Source organism: Bradyrhizobium pachyrhizi (assembly GCF_029714545.1).
Taxonomy (GTDB): domain Bacteria; phylum Pseudomonadota; class Alphaproteobacteria; order Rhizobiales; family Xanthobacteraceae; genus Bradyrhizobium; species Bradyrhizobium pachyrhizi.
In genome coordinates this window covers 5,482,529-5,500,372 of sequence record NZ_CP121667.1, presented here as the reverse complement: position 1 = coordinate 5,500,372, position 17,844 = coordinate 5,482,529, and the positions used below count along the sequence as shown (strand labels likewise).

Genomic DNA, 17,844 nt, shown 5'->3' with positions numbered 1-17,844 from the left:
CTTGGTGCGTTCACTTGAACCGTTGCTGCGGCGTCACGACATATAGGCTATGAAGCGATCCCTGATTGCTGCCGGCATTCTGCTCTGGGCCATGGGCGCGGCGAGCGCGCAAATCCTTGCGCCCGGCCGCTCGACGTGGGATCCGCCGGTCCCCCAACCCCCGCCGCCGCCGCGGATCGAGGTGCCGGCTATCCCCAGGATGGACGCGCCGACGCAGCCGAGCCTGCGTTCGCGGCCGCGCAGCTCGTTCGGCGACCGCGTCAGCCGGTGCCTCGACGAGGCCGCCGCCGCGGGCCTGAACCAGGCCGAGCGTGCCGCCTATTCGCGATCCTGCGCCAACCACCGCGATTAGGGCGGGGCGTGGTCTGCTAGACAAGCCTTGTTGACGCACTGACGGAATTGCCGCCGCGCCGGCGCAAGCACGTTATCGAACAGACAAGCGGCATCGACCGGCGGAGGCGCGGCGATCCGGTTCGAGGCCGTCGACCGTGCGAATCTGTCTGGCTATCCAAACGGACCGCTTTGATTTCGTCTCATGATCTTGAGCGTGAGCAGGGCCGCACCGAGCACAAGAAGCAGGACACCGACGACAATTGTGCTTGTCGATTCGAATGTCACACCAACCGCTGTCAGCAAGCAGCCAACAACGATAGCAATAAGCCCACCAAGCTTCTTTACCAACAGAAGCTGTCCGTCGCTTGCGCGCGCCACCATGATCAACCTCACTCTGTAAATGATGCGGTCATTCCACCGTCGCCGCGGGCCGGTGTTGCTTGGACAAGCGGCGGGCTCACATCCGCACACGACGATCGTACTCTCGCGTGCCAATGATGGAAATCGCTCGTTGCTGCCATGATGACTTCGCTTTTGATTCAATTGCGCCGCGGGCGATTGGGCAACCTTGCTTACCTAGCCGCGCCGAAACGTCGCATGACTCAATCGAGTGTCGTATCGCACAACGGCGCTGCAATTCCGCGACACGCAATGCGTTCAGCGCATTTGTCGTAAAGTGGTCTGCACCAACGCAAGTGTTGCAAAGGCTGTGCAGGTGGATCGTTGACTCCGTGGCTTTTTGGGAGCCTACTTCTGGTTGCCGACTAGAAGACCTGAAGCCATAAGGTCGAAATCCGGAAGGACAGCCAATGTGGCCGCCTTCGATCGCGGAACAAGCGGAGCGGCCCTACATCTCGACCGGGCACTTGCCCGAACCCGAGATGGTGCAGGAGCTCGTGTCTCAAGCGCATCAGCGCTTCAAGTCGAACAGCGAAGGGACCAATTCGCAGGTTTATCCGGCCCTGGCCAGGGTGCCGAGTGAACTGTTCGGCGTCTGCGTGGCCGGTACCAGCGGACGTGTCTACGGCGCGGGCGATATCGAATACGAATTCTCGATCATGAGTGTATCGAAGCCATTCGTATTCGCATTGGTGTGCGAGGCCATCGGCCCTGAAGAGGCTCGTGCAAAACTGGGCGCGAACGCGACCGGGCTGCCGTTCAATTCACTGGCGGCGATCGAGCATGGAGCCGGGCGCACCAACCCCATGGTGAACGCAGGCGCGATCGCGACCACAAGCCTCGTGCCGGGCTCGAGCGTTGACGAGCAATGGCGGTTCATTCATGACGGCTTGTCGCGCTTCGCGGGTCGCAAACTTTCGCTCAACGAGGAAGTCTACGCATCGGCATCCAAGACCAACTTTCGCAATCGAAGCATCGCGCGGTTGCTGGAAAGCTACGACCGGATCTACTGCGACGCCAGGCAGGCGACCGATCTCTACACCCGGCAGTGTTCGCTGAATGTGAGCGCCAGGGATCTGGCCGTGATGGGCGCGACGCTCGCCGATGGTGGCGTGAATCCGGTGACCCGGCAGCGGGTGGTCGATGCGGCCGTGTGCCACTATGCATTGGCCGTCATGGTTACGGCGGGGCTGTATGAAACGTCGGGGGATTGGCTGTACGACATCGGCCTGCCCGGCAAAAGCGGCATTGGTGGAGGCATCGTCGCGGTGTCTCCGGGAAAGGGTGGTTTCGGCACTTTCGGGCCGCCACTGGATGCGGCCGGCAACAGCGTGCGAGGGCAGCTCGCCGCGAAGTTCCTGTCGCAAAGACTGGGCATGGATCTGTTCGTGTCCCAACCGGACGAGTGAACAAGAGGCACTGAAGATCGGTCGAGCTGTGGCCCGATCGATCGCAACGTCGGGCAGGTTGGAGGACGCGATGGCAACGCAAGCAATCTCGATCGGCGACATTCATCAGGAGGAGCGCGCATCATGGGTGCCCATGGTCGCAATTGCGTTCGGTCAGATGATCATGTCGTTCAACGTCGCGTCGTTGCCGGTTGCGATGGGGGGAATGGTGGCCAGCTTCGGCGTGCCGCCGACCACCGTCGCGACCGGAATCGTGGCGTACTCGATGCTTGTCGCCGGGTTCGTGATGCTTGGCGCCAAGCTCGCCCAAAGGTTCGGGGCGGTGCAGGTATTTCGTGCTGCGGTCGTGCTTTTCCTGATAGCGCAGATTGCGATGACGTTCAGCCCCACGGCCTCCGTCATGATTTCCGCTCAGGCGCTTTGCGGCGCCGCGGGCGCGGTGATCGTGCCCTCGCTCGTCGCGCTGATTGCCGAGAATTATGGCGGACGCCAGCAGGCGACGGCCCTTGGCGCGTTGGGCTCGGCGCGGGCTGCCGCCGGCGTGCTGGCATTTGTCGTCGGCGGGTTGCTTGGCACCTATATCGGCTGGCGCCCCGCGTTTGGAATTCTCATCGTTGCCTCGGCGATCGCTTTCGCTCTGAGTTTCCGCCTGCGGCCGGACCGCGGTCGCCCGGATGTCCAGATCGACCTGATCGGCGTCGCTCTTGCCGCGAGCGCGATCATCTTCATCAGCTTCGGATTCAATAATCTGAACAGTTGGGGCGTGATCCTGGCGACCCCTAACGCGCCATTCGAATTGCTGAGCGTCTCGCCGGCACCGGTCCTGATCGTGCTTGGCATTGTGCTCGGGCAGGCATTCCTGATGTGGACCCATCGCCAGCAGGCCGCGGGGAGGACGCCTTTGCTGGCGTTGGAGGTGATCGATTCACCGGAGGAGAGGTGCGCCGTCTACGCGCTGTTCGCGGTCGTGGCGCTCGAGGCAGCGCTGAACTTCACGGTCCCGCTCTACATCCAGATTGTGCAGGGACGTTCGCCAATTGCGACGGCGATCGCGATGATGCCCTTCAATCTGACCGTTTTTCTCTCGGCGATGATGATCGTCAATCTCTACGACAAACTGACGCCTCGCCGGATCGGACGCTTCGGCTTTGGCCTCTGCACTGTCGCGTTGCTGTGGCTCGCGTTCGTCGTGCGCAACGACTGGAGCGAGATTCCCGTTCTCCTTGGCCTCGTGCTGTTCGGTATCGGCCAGGGCTCGCTGGTGACGCTGCTGTTCAACGTTCTGGTCACGGCCTCACCCAAGGCATTGGCCGGGGACGTCGGGTCGTTGCGCGGAACCACACAGAATCTGGCGGCTGCAGTCGGCACCGCTGTCGCCGGAGCGCTTCTGGTCGGTCTTCTGAGCACGATCGCGCTCGGCAGGATTGCGGCCAGTCCGGTGCTGACCAAGGAGCTTCAGAGCCAGGTTGATCTCGGCAACATCACCTTCGTCAGCAATGACCGGCTGCGCAGCGTGCTCGAAGGCACCAGCGGTACGCCGCAGCAGGTCGAGGAAGCCGTCCGGGTCAATACCGAAGCGCGCCTGCGCGCTTTGAAGATCGGATTGCTGATCATGGCCGGCCTCGCACTGCTTGCGATCATTCCCGCAGGACGGCTGCCGAATTATCGGCCGGGCGAGATACCGGACGACGGAGCGACCGGCGAGGGCGAGCGATCGGCCTGATCGTATGTTGGCCGCCGCCGGGCAAGAAGGTCTCTGCAAGAACGGACGGGTGTCAAATATGGATGAACTCGATCGTCGCATCGTGCTCCGGAGAATGCTCGGCGGCGTTGCAGCCGTTGGTCTCGGAACCGGCTTGCTGACGCAGGCGGCCAAGGCGCTGCCACTCGTCCCTGAAGATGCCCTCGTCACGAAGACGGATGATCCCGAGCGGCCGCTTCATATGGTCGTCGCCCGACCACCACCGCGCCCGCGTCCTCCGCCACCGCGCCGCCGCCGGCATCGCCGGCGCCGCTGGGTCTGTTGGTGGCACAGAGGTCGCCGCCGTTGTGGATGGCGCTGGTGAGAGCAGGCACAAGCTCCGGCAGTTCGAGTGGCCCGGTTGCCGCGACCGTCCATGGCTGCCTGGGATCAAGGAGGACGACATGGCTACCTATGAGAACAGTTCCACGATGCTCCGCGGCCTGCCTGGCCCGCCTTTATGGGTCTGCGTTCTGCTGGGCCTCGTCATGATCGCCGCGGGCCTTCTGGTCCTGGGAGATGTCGCGCTTTTCACCGTGATCAGCGCCATCTTTATCGGCTGGACCGCCATCGTTGCCGGCGGGTTCGAAATCCTGCACGCCTTCTGGACCAAGGGCTGGGGCGGATTCGTGTGGCAGCTTCTGCTGGGGGTGCTCTATCTTGCTTGCGGAATCGTTCTGCTCAGCCAACCGGTGACGAGCGCGCTGCTCCTGACCTATGCCCTCGGTCTCATGCTTTTAGTCTCCGGGATTGTGCGTATGCTGATCGGCATCCGCCATTGGCAGCAGTCCGGCTGGATCATGCTGGCATCCGGGCTGTTTGGCGTTCTGGCCGGCCTCGTCATTCTGACGGGATTTCCGGCAACCGGGCTGTGGGTGCTCGGGCTGCTGCTGGGGATCGATCTGCTGTCTCATGGCATCGGATGGCTGAGCTATGCTTTGCAGCCTGCCGCCAGAGCGGCTCAATAGGACGTCGATTGTGAGGGAGCGGCAGAACTCTCATTAATCGTCTGAAATCAAGTCGGCTCCACGCGAGATCAGTGACGGTCTCGCGCGATGCGCCATCGGGGGAGAGTGGACATGTCAGGTTTGCGGAAGGGCGTCAGAGTTTCGGCGCTGGTTGCGTCGATTGTGATGAGCCTCGTCGCCTTGCTGCCGGCGCAAGCCCAGCAGGATGGCGGCGTGCTGTTCCAGAACGTGCGAATTTTCGATGGCAGGAATGGCGCGCTGTCCGGGCCGTCCAATGTGCTGATCCGGAACAACAAGATCGAGAAGATTTCGACTGCGGCGATCGCGGCCGAGGCTCAGCTGATTGCCGGCGACGGACGGGTGCTGATGCCCGGGCTGATCGACGCGCACTGGCATGCATTGCTGGTACGCCCGACGCCGGCGGCCGTGATGGCGAGCGACGTTGGTTACACCAATCTTCTTGCGGCCGCCGAGGCAACGGCCACGCTCATGCGCGGCTTCACCACCATTCGCGACATGGGCGGGCCGGCCTTTTCCCTCAAGCGCGCGATCGACGAAGGTCTCGTCGCCGGTCCCCGCATCTACCCATCCGGTGCCATGATCACCATCACCGGCGGCCATGGCGACTTCCGGCAGCTGTCCGATCTGCCCAGAACGATCGGCGGCATGCTCAGCCGCATGGAGAGGATAGGCGGCGCCATGGTCGCGGACAGCCCGGACGAAGTTCGCGTGCGCGTGCGCGAGCAGCTCATGCAAGGGGCTACACAGGTCAAGCTCACGGCGGGCGGCGGCGTGGCGTCGCCGTTCAGTCCGCTCGATGTGTCCACGTTCACTGAACCGGAGTTGCGTGCCGCGGTAGATGCTGCCGAGAACTGGGGTACCTATGTCGCCGTACACGCCTACACGCCGGTCGCGATCCAGCGATCGATCGCAGCGGGAGTCAAATGCATCGAGCATGGTCATTTGATGGACGACGCGTCGGCCCGCCTGATGGCCGAGAAGGGAATTTGGCTGAGCACCCAGCCCTTCCTCGATCTGTCGGGCGCGAGTGCTCTTGGACCTGCGGAGCAGGACAAGATGCGGCAGGTCGTTGCCGGCACCGACAGGGTCTACGGCTTTGCCAAGAAGTACAAGTTGAAGACGGCCTTCGGTACCGACGTCTTGTTCTCGAAAGCGCTCGCTGACCGGCAAGGCGCCATGCTGGCAGCCCTCACGCGATGGTACACGCCGGCTGAAGCGCTCATCATGGCGACATCGACGAATGCCGAATTGCTCGCTTTGTCCGGGCTTCGCAATCCATATTCGGGCAAGCTGGGCGTGGTGGAGGAAGGTGCGCTCGCCGACCTTCTGCTGGTCGAAGGCAATCCGATCGACAACATCAAGCTGATCGAAGATCCGGCGAAGAACTTCCTGGTCATCATGAAAGATGGGAAGGTTTACAAGAATCTTCTTGGTGGTGACCGGAACAGGTAGGCGGACATGATCACAAGGCGGGCCAAGCGGCAGCGTTAAAGCCGATATGGCTGCCGACCTTGGCCGGTGGAGCAGCGGTCGCCGGAACGGCAAGGGCAGTCTCCTACCGCCGAAACTGCGTCAGAAACATCCGCAAGGAATCGTGCGGGCTCTCGACATCCGAAATCACCCAGCCGTCGGGACCGTTGACGACGATGAAGTTGAGCGTGACGGCGCGGCCTTCATTGTCGAATGTCACCGTTACGTCGGTCCTGTCGAACTGCCGGCGCGGGATTGCGATCGAGATCGGGCCGAGCCGCCAGGTCGGGCTCTGCACCAGAAAATCGTAGGGCGCATCGTGCAGCGCGGTCCAGGCACCGCGCAGGGTGGGATCGAAGAATCGGCGAGCGGTTTCCTCGTCACGCGGCAGGCCGTTGGAATATTCGGCGCTGCCTCGCCCATAATAGGCGTAGACGTTGCGGATCAGGGATTCCGGCGAACGGAACCCGGCACAGGCCGTGGCGGCGGCGAAAACCGCCGCAACCAGCGAAAAACCCGCAAGGAATTTGCCGCGTCCCATCAGCTTTATTTGCCGTTGCCCCTGACATATCTTGCAGGGAAATCCCTTTGAACGAAAGCTACCCGGCGCGATGCGCGACCTTTTCGACGATGTCCCAGAACAATCTCCGTTCGATCCGCAGGAGGCGGTGCGGCGCCACATTCGCACGCCCCAGCGCAAGCGGTTCTACACCAGCGCCGGCGTCGCCGAGGCCGACGGCGAATTTTCGATCACGCTCGACGGCAAGCCGATCCGCTCTCCGTCCGGCAAGCCGATCGCGGTGCCCACGCGGCCCATTGCGGACGCGGTGGCGGCGGAATGGAATGCGCAGGGCGAGACCATCGATCCCATGACCATGCCGCTGACGCGCCTTGCCAACAGCGTGATCGAGGGGGTGATTGATCGCGTCGACGAGGTCGCCGACGATGCGGCCAAGTTCCTCGGCAGCGACCTCTTGTTCTACCGCGCCGGCCATCCAGAGACGCTGGTGGCGCGCGAGGCCCAGCACTGGGATCCGATCCTGTTCTGGGCCGCCGACGCGCTCGGCGCCCATTTCGTGATGGCCGAGGGGGTGATGCATGTCGGCCAGCCCGAGCCTGCGATCAAGGCGGCGCGGGCGGCGTTCCCGACTGACCCATGGTCGGTCGCGGCACTCCATGTGGTGACGACGCTGACCGGCTCGGCGCTGCTGGCGCTGGCGCTGGCGCACGGTATCCGCGACGAGGACCAGGTCTGGGCCGCGGCCCATGTCGACGAGGACTGGAACATCGAGAAATGGGGCGTCGACGAGGAAGTCGCCGCCCGCCGCGCCGCCCGCCAGCTCGATTTCAAGGCCGCCGCCGGCGTGCTCAGGGAGCTGGCGCCGGCGGCCGGTTAACGAGGGGTTTACGGCGCCGGGCTAGCCTGCGGCTCGTTCCTCGCGCCTGGCCGAGACCTCCGACATGGCAATCGCCATCAATCCCGTGCTGCCGGTGCTCGCCTCGAAGGAGGCGGACAGCGTTGCGCCGGACCTCACGCTGGAGGCCGGCAGCGTCGTCAATGCGCAGGTGCTGAAGGTGCTGTCCGCCGATCTGGTGCGGATCGCCATCGCGAGCCTGTCGATCGACGTCCAGACCGAAGTGCCGCTGCAGCAGGGCCAGAACCTGCAGCTTGCGGTGTCGCAGACCAATGACGGCATCCGCCTGCAGCTGGTCGGGCCGGGCCCGGACACCGGCGACGCCGTACGGCTGTCGCCGGCAGCGGCCAACGCTGCCGCTGCCGCCCAGCCGATCGCCACGGCACCGAAGCCTGTATTGACGCCGCTGGAGCGCGTCACCATCACCGCGGCGGCGCAGACTGCGGCGGCAGTGCAGGGCAGCCAGGCGCCGCTGTTCGCCAATCTTGCCGCGGTCGCTCCCACCAATCTGCCGCCGAAGCTGCAGGCCGCGATCGCGCAGGTGCTGGCGCAGCAGACCGGCCTCGACGAGAATTTGAGCGGCGATGCGGTCAAGGCCGGCTTGCAGAAGTCCGGCCTGCTGTTCGAGGCGATGCTGGCGGCGGGCATTACGCCCGCGAGCGGCAGCGCGCCCGATCTGAAGGCCGCGCTGATCGTGCTGCGCCAGGCGCTGACCTCGCTCAGCGCCGGTGATGCCGGCAGGCCGCCGTCCACCACATCGCTCCAGCAACCGGCGCTGGCCAGCGCCGCGACGGCGCCGAGCCTCGTGCCATCAGGCACGCAAGACCTCGACGTTCAGGAGATCCTGCTGCCGCAGGCCCGCCTGCCGGTCGCCGAGGATGTCAGCCGCGGCGCCACAGGGCTCGCAGGCGCGCTCGCGGATGCGCTCGATGCCGGCCCGTCCTCCGGCGGCGCGCTCAATCTCATTCAGGAAGCGCTGCACGAACTCGGCAACCCCGCACGGCAGGGCGCCGCGCCGAGGGAGATGCTGCCGGGTGAGTTGTCCGTACGCGGCAACACACCGCCGCCGCCATTTCACGGCGCGCTGCCGTCGGCGCAGGCCGTCGCCGAGCCGTCGATCGCCCCAAACACGCCGCTCGCGACCGCCGCGCATCGCCTGCTGGAAAACACCGACGCCGCGCTGGCGCGGCAGACGCTGCTGCAGGTCGCCTCGCTGCCGGACCGCGGCGACGCTACGCGCCCGCAGCTCGACGCCATGCTGCCGCGCTGGAATTTCGAGATCCCGTTCCTGACCCCGCAGGGCACGGCGATGGCGCAGTTCGAGATTTCCCGCGATGGCGGCGGCAGCGCGGTCGAAGCCGCCAAGCGGGTGTGGCGCGCGCGCTTCACGCTCGACGTCGAGCCCGCCGGGCCGGTGCACGCGCTGGTCTCGCTGAACGGCGAGCGCACCTCGGTGCGGATGTGGGCCGAGCGTCCCTCGACCGCCGCGCAACTGCGCGCCGTCGCCTCCGAGCTGAGCCAGGCGCTGACCAGGGCCGAGCTCACGCCCGGCGATATCGAGATCCGCGACGGCAGCCCGCCGCAACCTGCGCCCGCGCGCGCCGGCCATTTCCTGGACCGCGCATCATGAGCGAGGCCAACAACCAGCTCGCGGTCGCGCTGCATTACGACCACGCCGGCGCGCCGCGCGTGGTGGCGAAAGGCAAGGGCGCGATCGGCGCCAAGATCATCGAGGTCGCCAAGGCCAACGACATTCCGATCGAGGAGAACGAGGTCTTGGCCGGCGCGCTCTCCAATGTCGAGCTCGGCGACGAGATTCCGGCCGAGCTCTACAAGGCCGTCGCCGAGGTGCTGGTCTTCGTGCTGCGGATGTCGGGCCGGGCGCGCTAGCGATCGCGTTTTCGAGCGAAGCGGGCACCGGTTCGCGTGAAGAAAACGCGACAAACAAGTGAGTCTTCTTGCCATCCTTTCACCACGATGGCATCCACCATCGTCGTCAACGCGAACCTGCCCAGGACTTGTCGTGATCCATCGCCGTCATGCGCTCGGTCTGCTTGCTGCCGCCGCGATCCTGCCGTCGCGCAGCTTCGCCAACGTGTCCTATCAGCGCAGCGAGTTTCGCGAGGAGCTGCAAAAGCGCTTCTTCGAGCTCGGCACCGAGGGCACCTTCGTCGGCTACAAGGTCGAGGACTATCTGATCATCGCCAGCGACAAGGTCCGCTCGGGCGAGGGCAAATTGCCGGCCTCGACCTTCAAGATTCCGAACGCGCTGATCGCGCTCGAGACCGGCGTGGTGCAGGATCCCGACAAGGACGTCTTCAAGTGGGACGGCACAACCCGCAGCATCGAGGCCTGGAACAAGGATCACACGCTGCGCTCCGCGCTCGCGGTGTCGGCCTTTCCGGTGTTCCAGGAGATCGCCCGCCGCATCGGCGAGGAGCGGATGAAGAAATATCTCGACATCATCGACTACGGCAACCGCGACATCGGCGGCGGCATCGACCAGTTCTGGGTAACCGGTAATTTGCGGATCGATCCGGTGCAGCAGATCGATTTCCTCGACCGGCTGCGCCGCGGCGTGCTGCCGGTCGGCAAGCGCAGCCAGCAGCTGGTGTGCGACATTCTCCCGGTGACGAAGGTCGGCGCCGCCGTCATTCGCGCCAAGACCGGCTTGACCGACAAGGAGCACGGCTCGCTCGGCTGGCTGGTCGGCTGGGCCGAGAAGGGCACCGACATCACCGTGTTCGCGATGAACATGGACTGCAAGACGCAGGCGCAGATCGATGCGCGGATGAGCGTCTCGCAGCAATGCCTCACCGATATCGTCGCGCTGTGACGAGCTGACCTGCGCGCACCGCGGCTGGTCGACGCTGTGCGGCTCGACTAGCATCCTCCGATAAATCAAAGCGGAGGAATCATGCATTCAGCAACAGTCTGGCTCTCGTCGCTCACGCTGGCTGCGGCCGGCGGCTGGCTCGCAGCAACCGTGTTTTCGGTGCCGGCCACCAGCAAGGAGCCGCGCTTCCCGCAGCTCACGATGGAGCAGCTCAGCGACCTGCAAAAACCGCTCGGCGAGCAGATCATGAAGGTCTCGAGCGTCGGCATCGGCGGTCCCTACAATCCGATGATCCGGAGCCCGGTGCTCGGCCAGCGCCTCTACGATCTGTTCTACTATTTGCGCTGGCAGACCTCGGTGCCGACCAGGCTGAACGAGTTCGCGATCCTGATCATCGGCCGGCAGTGGCGTTCACAGGTCGAGTGGTTCGCGCACGCGCCGCTCGCCGCCAAGGCCGGTCTGCCGCCCGACGTCATCGCCGAGCTGAAGGCCGGCAACCGCCCATCGAAGATGGCCGACGACGAGGCGGTGGTGTACGACTTCGTCACCGAACTGACCACGACCAAGAAGGTCTCCGACGAGACCTATGCGCGAGCCAAGAAGATTTTCAACGATCAGCAGATCGTCGACCTCACCGCAGTCGCCGGCAATTACGTGATGGTGGCGATGATCCTGGCGATGGCTGAGGAGACAGTGCCGCCGGGCAAGGAGGAGCCGTTCAAGGTGGGTGAGAAGTAGGGCGCCGCTGCTGGCTTGCGCGCGATGGTTTGGACTCAATCGCTTTGGTCGCGGGTTCGGTTCACCTCTCCCCGCCGGGGAGAGGTGAAGTACCGCCGCTGCCCCAGTTCGATCTCATCATGCCTCAGCGCCCGATCGCCCGCTGCAAGGTTGGCATCAGTTTCGGGTCGCGGCATTGCGCGACGTTGAAGCGCATGAAGGCGGCGGCCGTCTGCGAGGCGCTGAACACGTTCCCCGGCGCCAGCACGACATTGTCCGCGAGCGCCAGCCGCGCCACGTCGGCCGAGTCGCACCCGTCGGGCAGATGGCACCACAGATAGAAGCCGCCGCGCGGCATCAGCCAGGGTGTGACGCCGATGCGCTGCAGCTTGTCGCCGACGTCGCGGCGGGCGCGAGCAAGGCGTCGGCGCAGCTCCTCGACATGCTTGCGATAGAAACCGCTCGACAGCACGCTGGCGATGATCTCGGTCGCGACCGCGCTGGGGCCGCCGAAACCGGTCGCGACCTGGAGATCGACGAGATCCTCGATCCAGTCCGCGCGCGCGGCGATGAAGCCGCAGCGCACCGATGCCGACAGCGTCTTGGAGAAGCTGCCGATCCGGATCACGCGGTTCAGGCCATCGAGCGCGGCGAGCCGCGCCGACGGCTCGGGCTCGAAGTCCGCAAAGATGTCGTCCTCGACGATGGTGAGATCATGGGCTGTGGCCGCGTTCAGCACGCGGTGCGCGGTCTGCGGCGACAGCGTCGCACCGGTCGGATTATGCAGCGCCGAATTGGTGACATAAAGCCGCGGCCGCTCGGCGGCAAGCGTCGCCTCGAAACTCGCGATATCGGGGCCCGATGCCGTGTAGGGCACGCTGACGATGCGAACCTGATGCGCGCGCAGCAGTGCGCGAAAATTGAAGTAGCAGGGATCGTCGACCAGCACGGTGTCGCCCGGCCGCAGCAGGAAGCGGCAGACGAGATCGATCGCCTGCGTGCCGGACGCGGTCAGCAAGAGCTGCTCGGGCGGCACCTCGAGGCCTTCGTCGGCAAACCGTGCCATCAGGATCCGGCGCAGCGTGAGCGAGCCGCGCGTCGCGCCATAGTCGGAAAGCACGGCGTCGTCGGCCCGCGCCAGGCCGCGCAACGCGCGCCGCAGCGCTTCGGTCGGCATCCACTCGGCGGGCAGCCAGCCGCAGCCGGGTTTGAGCGCGCCGGTCTCGGCATCGAGCGATTGCCGCGACACCCAGAACGGATCCACCGCGCGATCGCGCTGCGGCTGGTCCTTGGCGAGCGCGAGTGGCGGCAGGGCCGCGGACGAGACATAGAAGCCGGAGCCGGGCCGGGCGCGGATCAGGCCCTCGGCCACCAGGCGGTCATAGGCCTCGACGACGGTGGAGGGCGACACTCCCATGGTCGCGGCCAGGCCGCGGATCGAGGGCAGGCGGTCGTCGGCGACCAGCGCGCGGCTCGCCACCTTGGCGCGGATCGCGTTCATCACGTCCGTGGTCCGCGTGGCCTTCGCTGCGTCGGATTGCGGCGCATCGGATTGCTGTTGCAAGTGTATGCCTACCTTTGCCCATACAGTTTTGCAGTATTGTACTGATCTGTAGCTGCCTTGGCGAGCCTCCGCCGGCTATGGTCGGCGTTCGGAAGTGAGGTACGATGGACAAGGCTTCGATCGACGGCTGGGGCAGCGGCCTGCTCGGCGTGATTATCTTCAGCGGCTCGCTGCCGGCGACCCGCGTGGCCGTGGCCGGGTTCTCGCCGCTGTTTTTGACTTCGGCGCGGGCGGCGATCGCGGCGCTGCTCGGCGCCGCGTTGCTGGCGGTGCTGCGGCAGCCCTGGCCGCAGCGCAAGGACCTGGTGTCGCTGACCATCGTCGCGCTGGGCGTGGTGATCGGTTTTCCGCTGCTGACCGCGCTCGCGCTGCAGCACATCACCTCGGCGCATTCGATCGTGTTCATCGGGCTGCTGCCGCTGTCGACCGCCGTGTTCGGCGTGCTGCGCGGCGGCGAGCGGCCGCAGCCGCTGTTCTGGCTGTTCTCCTGCGTCGGCAGCGCGACGGTCGGCGCGTTCGCTCTGTCGAGCGACGGATCGGCGTCCCTGACTGGCGACCTCCTGATGGTCGCGGCGATTATCGTCTGCGGCCTCGGCTATGCCGAAGGCGCGGCGCTGTCGCGGCGGCTCGGGGGCTGGCAGGTGATCTCCTGGGCGCTGGTGCTGTCGGCGCCGGTGGTGCTCCTGATGACGATCATGACGCTGCCGCCGAGCTGGCAGGGCATCGGTGCGCCGGCCTGGCTCGGGCTCGCCTATGTCTCGATCTTCAGCATGCTGGTCGGCTTCGTGTTCTGGTATCGCGGCCTTGCGATCGGCGGCATCGCCAGCGTCGGCCAATTGCAGCTGCTGCAGCCGTTCTTCGGCCTCGCGCTGGCCGGCCTGTTGCTGCACGAGCAGGTGCCGTGGTCGATGATCGCGGCGACCCTGGCGGTCGTGGTCTGCGTGGTGTTCGCGCGCGGCTTCGCTTAACTGTTCTTCAGAGGGACACACATTGCTCCATCCACGTCATTGCGAGCGAAGCGAAGCAATCCATCGCTCTGCAATCGGAGAAATGGATTGCTTCGTCGCTATCGCTCCTCGCAATGACGGCAGTGTAAAGCATCACTGGAACACCCGCGTCTGTCAGCTCAGCTTGAACAGCGCCTGCAGGAAGTCGCTGACCGCCTTGCGGGCCTCGAGCGCGGTGGTTGGGTTGCCGCCGACATGCGGGCCGAGCTCGACGCAGGCATCCTTGTAGCTGAACGGCGCCTGGGTCGATGCATTCATCAGCACGCCGCCTTCGCCTTCCCTGATGGTGCAGTGGCGCACGGTCTGCGATCCCGTTGCTTCCACCACCGTGTTGTTGCCGATCAGGCCGGCGTCGAAGCCGTGCGCGGAATCGGGATACTCGGTCAGCACCACGTCGCGCTTGGCTGCTTGCAGCCGCGCGACATAAGCCTTGCAACTCGCTACCGGGTTATAGTCGTCGGGCGTGCCGTGAAAGATCCGGATCGGCCGCGCCGCGACCTCGGTGTCGGTCAGATAGCCGGTCGAGCAGTCCGGATAGAACGGGATGTAGGCCGCGAACTGCACGCCGGACTTGTTCCAGAGCTTGTTGAAGCGGTCGAGGCTGGCATAGAGCGTGGCCTGGCCGCCGCGCGAAAATCCCATCAGCACGATGCGCTCGGGGTCGACCCGCGGATGCTTCGCGAGGATCTCCAGCGAATGGTAGATGTCGACGATCAGGTTGAGCCGGCCGAGCAGGGCCTGGTTCGGCCCGGTCGCGGTGAGGCCGCGGCCGGAGAAGCCGTCGATCACGAAGGTCGAGATGCCCATGCCGTTGAAGTGGCGCACCCAGCCGTCCATCCCGGCGCCGACGCCGCTCGAGCCGTGCATCAGGACCACGACCGGCAGCCGGCCGCTGCCTTGCGCGATACGGAATTCGCCGCCGACGGTGACCGCCTTGCCGTTGCTGTCGCCGTTCAGGAATTGCTGGTCGGAGATCGTCAGCGAGGGGATGCCGTAGATCTCGGTGCGCGCCGCGATCTCCTTCGGAATCTGCTGCGCGCTGGTCTCGATGCAGGTGAACAGCACGGCGCAGCAGAACAGGATCGCGGTCGCGGCGAGGCGCCAGTCGGTCAGCATCGATTCCCCCCGATGTTGTCTTGATTGGCCGCGACTACAGCAATCGACGCGCACGCTGTCAATTTGACCGGCCGTGCGTGACGTCAGGAAGCGGGCGCTAGGCGGGCTCCTGCGCTTTCCCGATCCGCCCGAGATGGGTGAAGCCGAAGCCCTTGGAATATTTCAGCCCGTAGCCGAGCGCGCGGTCGATCCCGATATGGGCGAGCCAGATCATCGCGATCGACAGCACCAGCGGCGCCGCGGCGGCAAAGCCCAGCGTCATCAGCGCCACCGGCGCCAGATAGCTGTGGGCGGCGTTGTAGACGATGGCGCCGACCCGCGGTCCGGCGAGATAGGCGGCAAAGCTCAAATCCGGCACCAGGAACAGCAGGACATAGACCAGCCACGAGCCCTCCCATTGGGCATAGAGCACGGTCATGCCGAGGAACAGCACCAGGCCCTCCAGCCGGAGCAGGGTGCGCACCCCGCCGGTCGGTGCGCCGGTCTCGACCGTGGCCGTGTTCGTGTCGGTCATCGCCATCTCCCCAGATATCGGAAAATCCTACCGTTTTTTGCGCCCGAACCCGGCCACAACCGCCTTTCCGGTTCCGAAATGGCCGTGCTAAGCCATTTCCGAACCTCGGCTCGCGCCGGGACGCGGACTGTAGCTAACACGGGCGGAAACAAATGAAAGATATCCTCGATACCCTCGAAGAGCGGCGCGCCGGCGCCAAGCTGGGCGGCGGCGAAAAGCGCATCGAGGCGCAGCACGCCCGCGGCAAGCTGACCGCCCGCGAGCGGATCGAGCTCCTGCTGGACAAGGGCTCGTTCGAGGAATTCGACATGTTCGTCGAGCACCGCTCGATCGAGTTCGGTATGGAGAAGACCAGGATTCCCGGCGACGGCGTCGTCACCGGCTGGGGCACGGTCAACGGCCGCAAGACGTTTGTCTTCGCCAAGGATTTTACGGTGTTCGGCGGCTCGCTCTCCGAGACCCACGCGCTGAAGATCACGAAACTGCAGGACATGGCGATGAAGGCGAGGGCGCCGATCATCGGCCTCTATGACGCCGGCGGCGCGCGCATCCAGGAGGGCGTCGCGGCGCTGGCGGGTTATTCCTATGTATTCCGCCGCAACGTCATCGCGTCAGGCGTGATCCCGCAGATCTCCGTCATCATGGGCCCCTGTGCCGGCGGCGACGTCTATTCGCCCGCGATGACCGACTTTATCTTCATGGTGAAGAACACCAGCTACATGTTCGTCACCGGCCCCGACGTGGTGAAGACCGTCACCAACGAGGTGGTGACCGCCGAGGAGCTCGGCGGCGCCTCGGTGCATGCCACGCGCTCCTCGATCGCCGACGGCGCGTTCGAGAACGACGTCGACGCGCTGCTGCAGATGCGCCGCCTGATCGACTTCCTGCCCTCGAACAACACCGACGGCGTGCCGGAGTGGCCGAGCTTCGACGATATCGGCCGGGTCGACATGTCGCTCGACACGCTGATCCCCGACAATCCGAACAAGCCCTACGACATGAAGGAGCTGATCCTGAAGGTCGTCGACGAGGGCGACTTCTTCGAGATCTCTGAGACCTTCGCGAAAAACATCGTCACCGGCTTCGGCCGCATCGCCGGCCGCACCGTCGGCTTCGTCGCCAACCAGCCGATGGTGCTGGCCGGCGTGCTCGACAGCGACGCCTCACGCAAGGCCGCGCGCTTCGTGCGGTTCTGCGATGCCTTCAACATCCCGATCGTCACCTTCGTCGACGTGCCGGGCTTCCTGCCGGGTACGAGCCAAGAATATGGCGGCCTGATCAAGCACGGTGCGAAACTGCTGTTCGCCTATTCGCAGTGCACGGTGCCGCTCGTCACCATCATCACCCGCAAGGCCTATGGCGGCGCCTTCGACGTCATGGCCTCGAAGGAGATCGGCGCCGACATGAACTACGCCTGGCCGACCGCCCAGATCGCCGTGATGGGCGCCAAGGGCGCAGTCGAGATCATCTTCCGCAGTGACATCGGCGACCCCGACAAGATCGCCGCGCGCACCAAGGAATACGAAGACCGCTTCCTGTCCCCCTTCATCGCCGCCGAGCGCGGCTACATCGACGACGTCATCATGCCGCATTCGACGAGGCGGCGGATCGCACGGGCGCTGGCGATGCTGAAGGACAAGAAGGTGGAAATCCCCGCGAAGAAGCACGACAATCTGCCGTTGTGAGGAGAGCATAGGGTGGGTTAGCACAAGCGTAACCCACCATCTTCGCTCCGCACGATCCGTGGCGGGTTGCGGCTTCCGCCTGACCCGCCCTACAGGTTCGAACTTGATGACCGAAGACGAGCCGACCGACGAGATCTCCGAGATCGAGGCGCAGATCGAGGAGCTTGCCGAGAGCGCCGAGCGCTCCCGGCGGATCATTCTCGGGTCGAAGGTCGCGATCGCAGGCGGGTTCGCGTTGCTGGCCGTCGCGCTGCTCGGGCTGCTGGGCGCCGGTCAGACTGCGGCACTCGGGTCGATCGCGCTGGTGCTCGGCGGTATCGTGTCGCTCGGCTCGAATGTCAGCACGTTGCGGCAGACCGAGGCCGCGATCAGCACCGCCGAGGCGCGCCGCGCGCGCCTGATCGGCAACATCGACCTGCGCCTGGTTCACGACGCGCCGCTGAAGCTGATGTGAGGCGCGGCGGGCGCGCAAAGCGGCGCCGCAAACTCAGTGTCGTCTCGGCGAAAGCCAGGACCCATTGCCCCAAATCTGAATTGTTGCGCGACGCTGGGGCTGCGATCCCGTTCATCATCAAATGCGGTGGTTATGGGTCCTGGCTTTCGCCAGACGACCGATCGTGTGTGAGGAACCCGCACCGTCATCGCCAGG

General features: G+C 65.3%; 19 protein-coding genes. 13 read left to right on the top strand and 6 right to left on the bottom strand.

All coding sequences use genetic code 11. The features are described from left to right. The first annotated feature begins 49 nt into the window (after positions 1 to 49). Positions 50 to 352, top strand: a complete 303-nt coding sequence (locus QA639_RS26010) for a hypothetical protein (protein ID WP_028335478.1) — start codon at positions 50 to 52, stop codon at positions 350 to 352. A gap of 152 nt (positions 353 to 504) precedes the next feature. Here the strand turns inward: QA639_RS26010 and QA639_RS26005 are convergent, their stop codons facing one another. Then, the gene (locus QA639_RS26005) at positions 505 to 714 is read right to left on the bottom strand and encodes a hypothetical protein (RefSeq protein WP_028335479.1); all 210 of its coding nucleotides are present in this window, start codon (positions 712 to 714) and stop codon (positions 505 to 507) included. 428 nt (positions 715 to 1,142) lie between these two features. Between QA639_RS26005 and glsA the strand changes: the two genes are divergently transcribed. Next, positions 1,143 to 2,141 carry a glutaminase A gene (gene glsA, locus QA639_RS26000; protein WP_283087634.1) on the top strand — a complete coding sequence of 333 codons (999 nt, stop codon included), beginning with the start codon at positions 1,143 to 1,145 and terminating at the stop codon, positions 2,139 to 2,141. Positions 2,142 to 2,211: 70 nt separating this feature from the next. Continuing rightward, positions 2,212 to 3,864 (top strand): MFS transporter, encoded by a 1,653-nt coding sequence (locus tag QA639_RS25995; protein ID WP_028335481.1) that lies wholly within the window; start codon positions 2,212 to 2,214, stop codon positions 3,862 to 3,864. Between the two features lie 52 nt (positions 3,865 to 3,916). Here QA639_RS25995 and QA639_RS25990 read toward each other — a convergent pair whose 3' ends face one another. Beyond that, the gene (locus tag QA639_RS25990) at positions 3,917 to 4,084 is read right to left on the bottom strand and encodes a hypothetical protein (protein ID WP_157348039.1); all 168 of its coding nucleotides are present in this window, start codon (positions 4,082 to 4,084) and stop codon (positions 3,917 to 3,919) included. Between the two features lie 202 nt (positions 4,085 to 4,286). On the opposite strand from QA639_RS25990, the gene QA639_RS25985 reads away from it, so the two are divergent. Beyond that, entirely contained in the window at positions 4,287 to 4,850 is a 564-nt protein-coding gene (locus QA639_RS25985; RefSeq protein WP_028335483.1) for an HdeD family acid-resistance protein, read from the top strand. Positions 4,851 to 5,015: 165 nt separating this feature from the next. Next, a complete protein-coding gene (locus QA639_RS25980; RefSeq protein WP_028352164.1) occupies positions 5,016 to 6,323 on the top strand; it encodes a metal-dependent hydrolase family protein in 1,308 nt (435 codons plus the stop codon). Between the two features lie 103 nt (positions 6,324 to 6,426). On the opposite strand, the gene QA639_RS25975 is transcribed toward QA639_RS25980, so the two are convergent. After that, positions 6,427 to 6,882, bottom strand: a complete 456-nt coding sequence (locus QA639_RS25975; RefSeq protein WP_038377669.1) for a hypothetical protein — start codon at positions 6,880 to 6,882, stop codon at positions 6,427 to 6,429. A 70-nt stretch (positions 6,883 to 6,952) separates the two neighbouring features. Here QA639_RS25975 and QA639_RS25970 point away from each other — a divergent pair, with 70 nt between their 5' ends. From QA639_RS25970 to QA639_RS25950, 5 genes are all read left to right on the top strand, one after another. Then, positions 6,953 to 7,738 carry an ATP12 family chaperone protein gene (locus tag QA639_RS25970; RefSeq protein ID WP_028335486.1) on the top strand — a complete coding sequence of 262 codons (786 nt, stop codon included), beginning with the start codon at positions 6,953 to 6,955 and terminating at the stop codon, positions 7,736 to 7,738. A 64-nt stretch (positions 7,739 to 7,802) separates the two neighbouring features. Beyond that, complete coding sequence (fliK, locus tag QA639_RS25965; RefSeq protein WP_283087633.1) at positions 7,803 to 9,386, top strand: flagellar hook-length control protein FliK; 1,584 nt, start codon at positions 7,803 to 7,805, stop codon at positions 9,384 to 9,386. Next, entirely contained in the window at positions 9,383 to 9,646 is a 264-nt protein-coding gene (locus QA639_RS25960) for an EscU/YscU/HrcU family type III secretion system export apparatus switch protein (protein WP_028335488.1), read from the top strand. Before fliK ends, QA639_RS25960 begins: the two co-directional genes overlap by 4 nt. A gap of 133 nt (positions 9,647 to 9,779) precedes the next feature. Beyond that, on the top strand, positions 9,780 to 10,592 hold the full coding sequence (gene blaOXA / locus QA639_RS25955) for a class D beta-lactamase (RefSeq protein ID WP_050384499.1): 813 nt from the start codon (positions 9,780 to 9,782) through the stop codon (positions 10,590 to 10,592). A gap of 81 nt (positions 10,593 to 10,673) precedes the next feature. Then, positions 10,674 to 11,330, top strand: coding sequence for a carboxymuconolactone decarboxylase family protein (locus QA639_RS25950; RefSeq protein WP_028335490.1), 657 nt, complete (start codon positions 10,674 to 10,676; stop codon positions 11,328 to 11,330). Positions 11,331 to 11,454: 124 nt separating this feature from the next. On the opposite strand, the gene QA639_RS25945 is transcribed toward QA639_RS25950, so the two are convergent. Further along, positions 11,455 to 12,810: an aminotransferase-like domain-containing protein gene (locus QA639_RS25945; protein WP_157348045.1), complete on the bottom strand. Its 1,356-nt coding sequence runs from the start codon at positions 12,808 to 12,810 to the stop codon at positions 11,455 to 11,457. 167 nt (positions 12,811 to 12,977) lie between these two features. Between QA639_RS25945 and QA639_RS25940 the strand changes: the two genes are divergently transcribed. Then, the gene (locus tag QA639_RS25940; RefSeq protein WP_283087632.1) at positions 12,978 to 13,841 is read left to right on the top strand and encodes a DMT family transporter; all 864 of its coding nucleotides are present in this window, start codon (positions 12,978 to 12,980) and stop codon (positions 13,839 to 13,841) included. A gap of 153 nt (positions 13,842 to 13,994) precedes the next feature. Here QA639_RS25940 and QA639_RS25935 read toward each other — a convergent pair whose 3' ends face one another. Both QA639_RS25935 and QA639_RS25930 read right to left on the bottom strand, forming a co-directional pair. Next, complete coding sequence (locus tag QA639_RS25935; protein ID WP_028335493.1) at positions 13,995 to 14,996, bottom strand: dienelactone hydrolase family protein; 1,002 nt, start codon at positions 14,994 to 14,996, stop codon at positions 13,995 to 13,997. Positions 14,997 to 15,093: 97 nt separating this feature from the next. Then, complete coding sequence (locus QA639_RS25930; RefSeq protein WP_428841063.1) at positions 15,094 to 15,516, bottom strand: DUF4260 domain-containing protein; 423 nt, start codon at positions 15,514 to 15,516, stop codon at positions 15,094 to 15,096. A 146-nt stretch (positions 15,517 to 15,662) separates the two neighbouring features. On the opposite strand from QA639_RS25930, the gene QA639_RS25925 reads away from it, so the two are divergent. Then, positions 15,663 to 17,195: an acyl-CoA carboxylase subunit beta gene (locus QA639_RS25925; protein WP_050384503.1), complete on the top strand. Its 1,533-nt coding sequence runs from the start codon at positions 15,663 to 15,665 to the stop codon at positions 17,193 to 17,195. Positions 17,196 to 17,301: 106 nt separating this feature from the next. Beyond that, positions 17,302 to 17,649, top strand: a complete 348-nt coding sequence (locus QA639_RS25920; RefSeq protein ID WP_028338231.1) for a hypothetical protein — start codon at positions 17,302 to 17,304, stop codon at positions 17,647 to 17,649. Positions 17,650 to 17,844 lie beyond the last annotated feature (195 nt).

Coding starts and splice junctions, on each gene's coding strand:
- fliK (WP_283087633.1), top strand. CDS start 7,803: ATGGCAATCGCCATCAATCCCGTGCTGCCGGTGCTCGCCTCGAAGGAG.
- QA639_RS25975 (WP_038377669.1), bottom strand. CDS start 6,882: ATGGGACGCGGCAAATTCCTTGCGGGTTTTTCGCTGGTTGCGGCGGTT.
- QA639_RS26005 (WP_028335479.1), bottom strand. CDS start 714: ATGGTGGCGCGCGCAAGCGACGGACAGCTTCTGTTGGTAAAGAAGCTT.
- QA639_RS25925 (WP_050384503.1), top strand. CDS start 15,663: ATGAAAGATATCCTCGATACCCTCGAAGAGCGGCGCGCCGGCGCCAAG.
- QA639_RS25945 (WP_157348045.1), bottom strand. CDS start 12,810: ATGAACGCGATCCGCGCCAAGGTGGCGAGCCGCGCGCTGGTCGCCGAC.
- glsA (WP_283087634.1), top strand. CDS start 1,143: ATGTGGCCGCCTTCGATCGCGGAACAAGCGGAGCGGCCCTACATCTCG.
- QA639_RS25990 (WP_157348039.1), bottom strand. CDS start 4,084: ATGAAGCGGCCGCTCGGGATCATCCGTCTTCGTGACGAGGGCATCTTC.
- QA639_RS25980 (WP_028352164.1), top strand. CDS start 5,016: ATGAGCCTCGTCGCCTTGCTGCCGGCGCAAGCCCAGCAGGATGGCGGC.
- QA639_RS25995 (WP_028335481.1), top strand. CDS start 2,212: ATGGCAACGCAAGCAATCTCGATCGGCGACATTCATCAGGAGGAGCGC.
- QA639_RS25930 (WP_428841063.1), bottom strand. CDS start 15,516: ATGGCGATGACCGACACGAACACGGCCACGGTCGAGACCGGCGCACCG.
- QA639_RS25920 (WP_028338231.1), top strand. CDS start 17,302: ATGACCGAAGACGAGCCGACCGACGAGATCTCCGAGATCGAGGCGCAG.
- QA639_RS25940 (WP_283087632.1), top strand. CDS start 12,978: ATGGACAAGGCTTCGATCGACGGCTGGGGCAGCGGCCTGCTCGGCGTG.
- QA639_RS25970 (WP_028335486.1), top strand. CDS start 6,953: ATGCGCGACCTTTTCGACGATGTCCCAGAACAATCTCCGTTCGATCCG.
- QA639_RS25960 (WP_028335488.1), top strand. CDS start 9,383: ATGAGCGAGGCCAACAACCAGCTCGCGGTCGCGCTGCATTACGACCAC.
- QA639_RS25935 (WP_028335493.1), bottom strand. CDS start 14,996: ATGCTGACCGACTGGCGCCTCGCCGCGACCGCGATCCTGTTCTGCTGC.
- QA639_RS25985 (WP_028335483.1), top strand. CDS start 4,287: ATGGCTACCTATGAGAACAGTTCCACGATGCTCCGCGGCCTGCCTGGC.
- QA639_RS26010 (WP_028335478.1), top strand. CDS start 50: ATGAAGCGATCCCTGATTGCTGCCGGCATTCTGCTCTGGGCCATGGGC.
- QA639_RS25950 (WP_028335490.1), top strand. CDS start 10,674: ATGCATTCAGCAACAGTCTGGCTCTCGTCGCTCACGCTGGCTGCGGCC.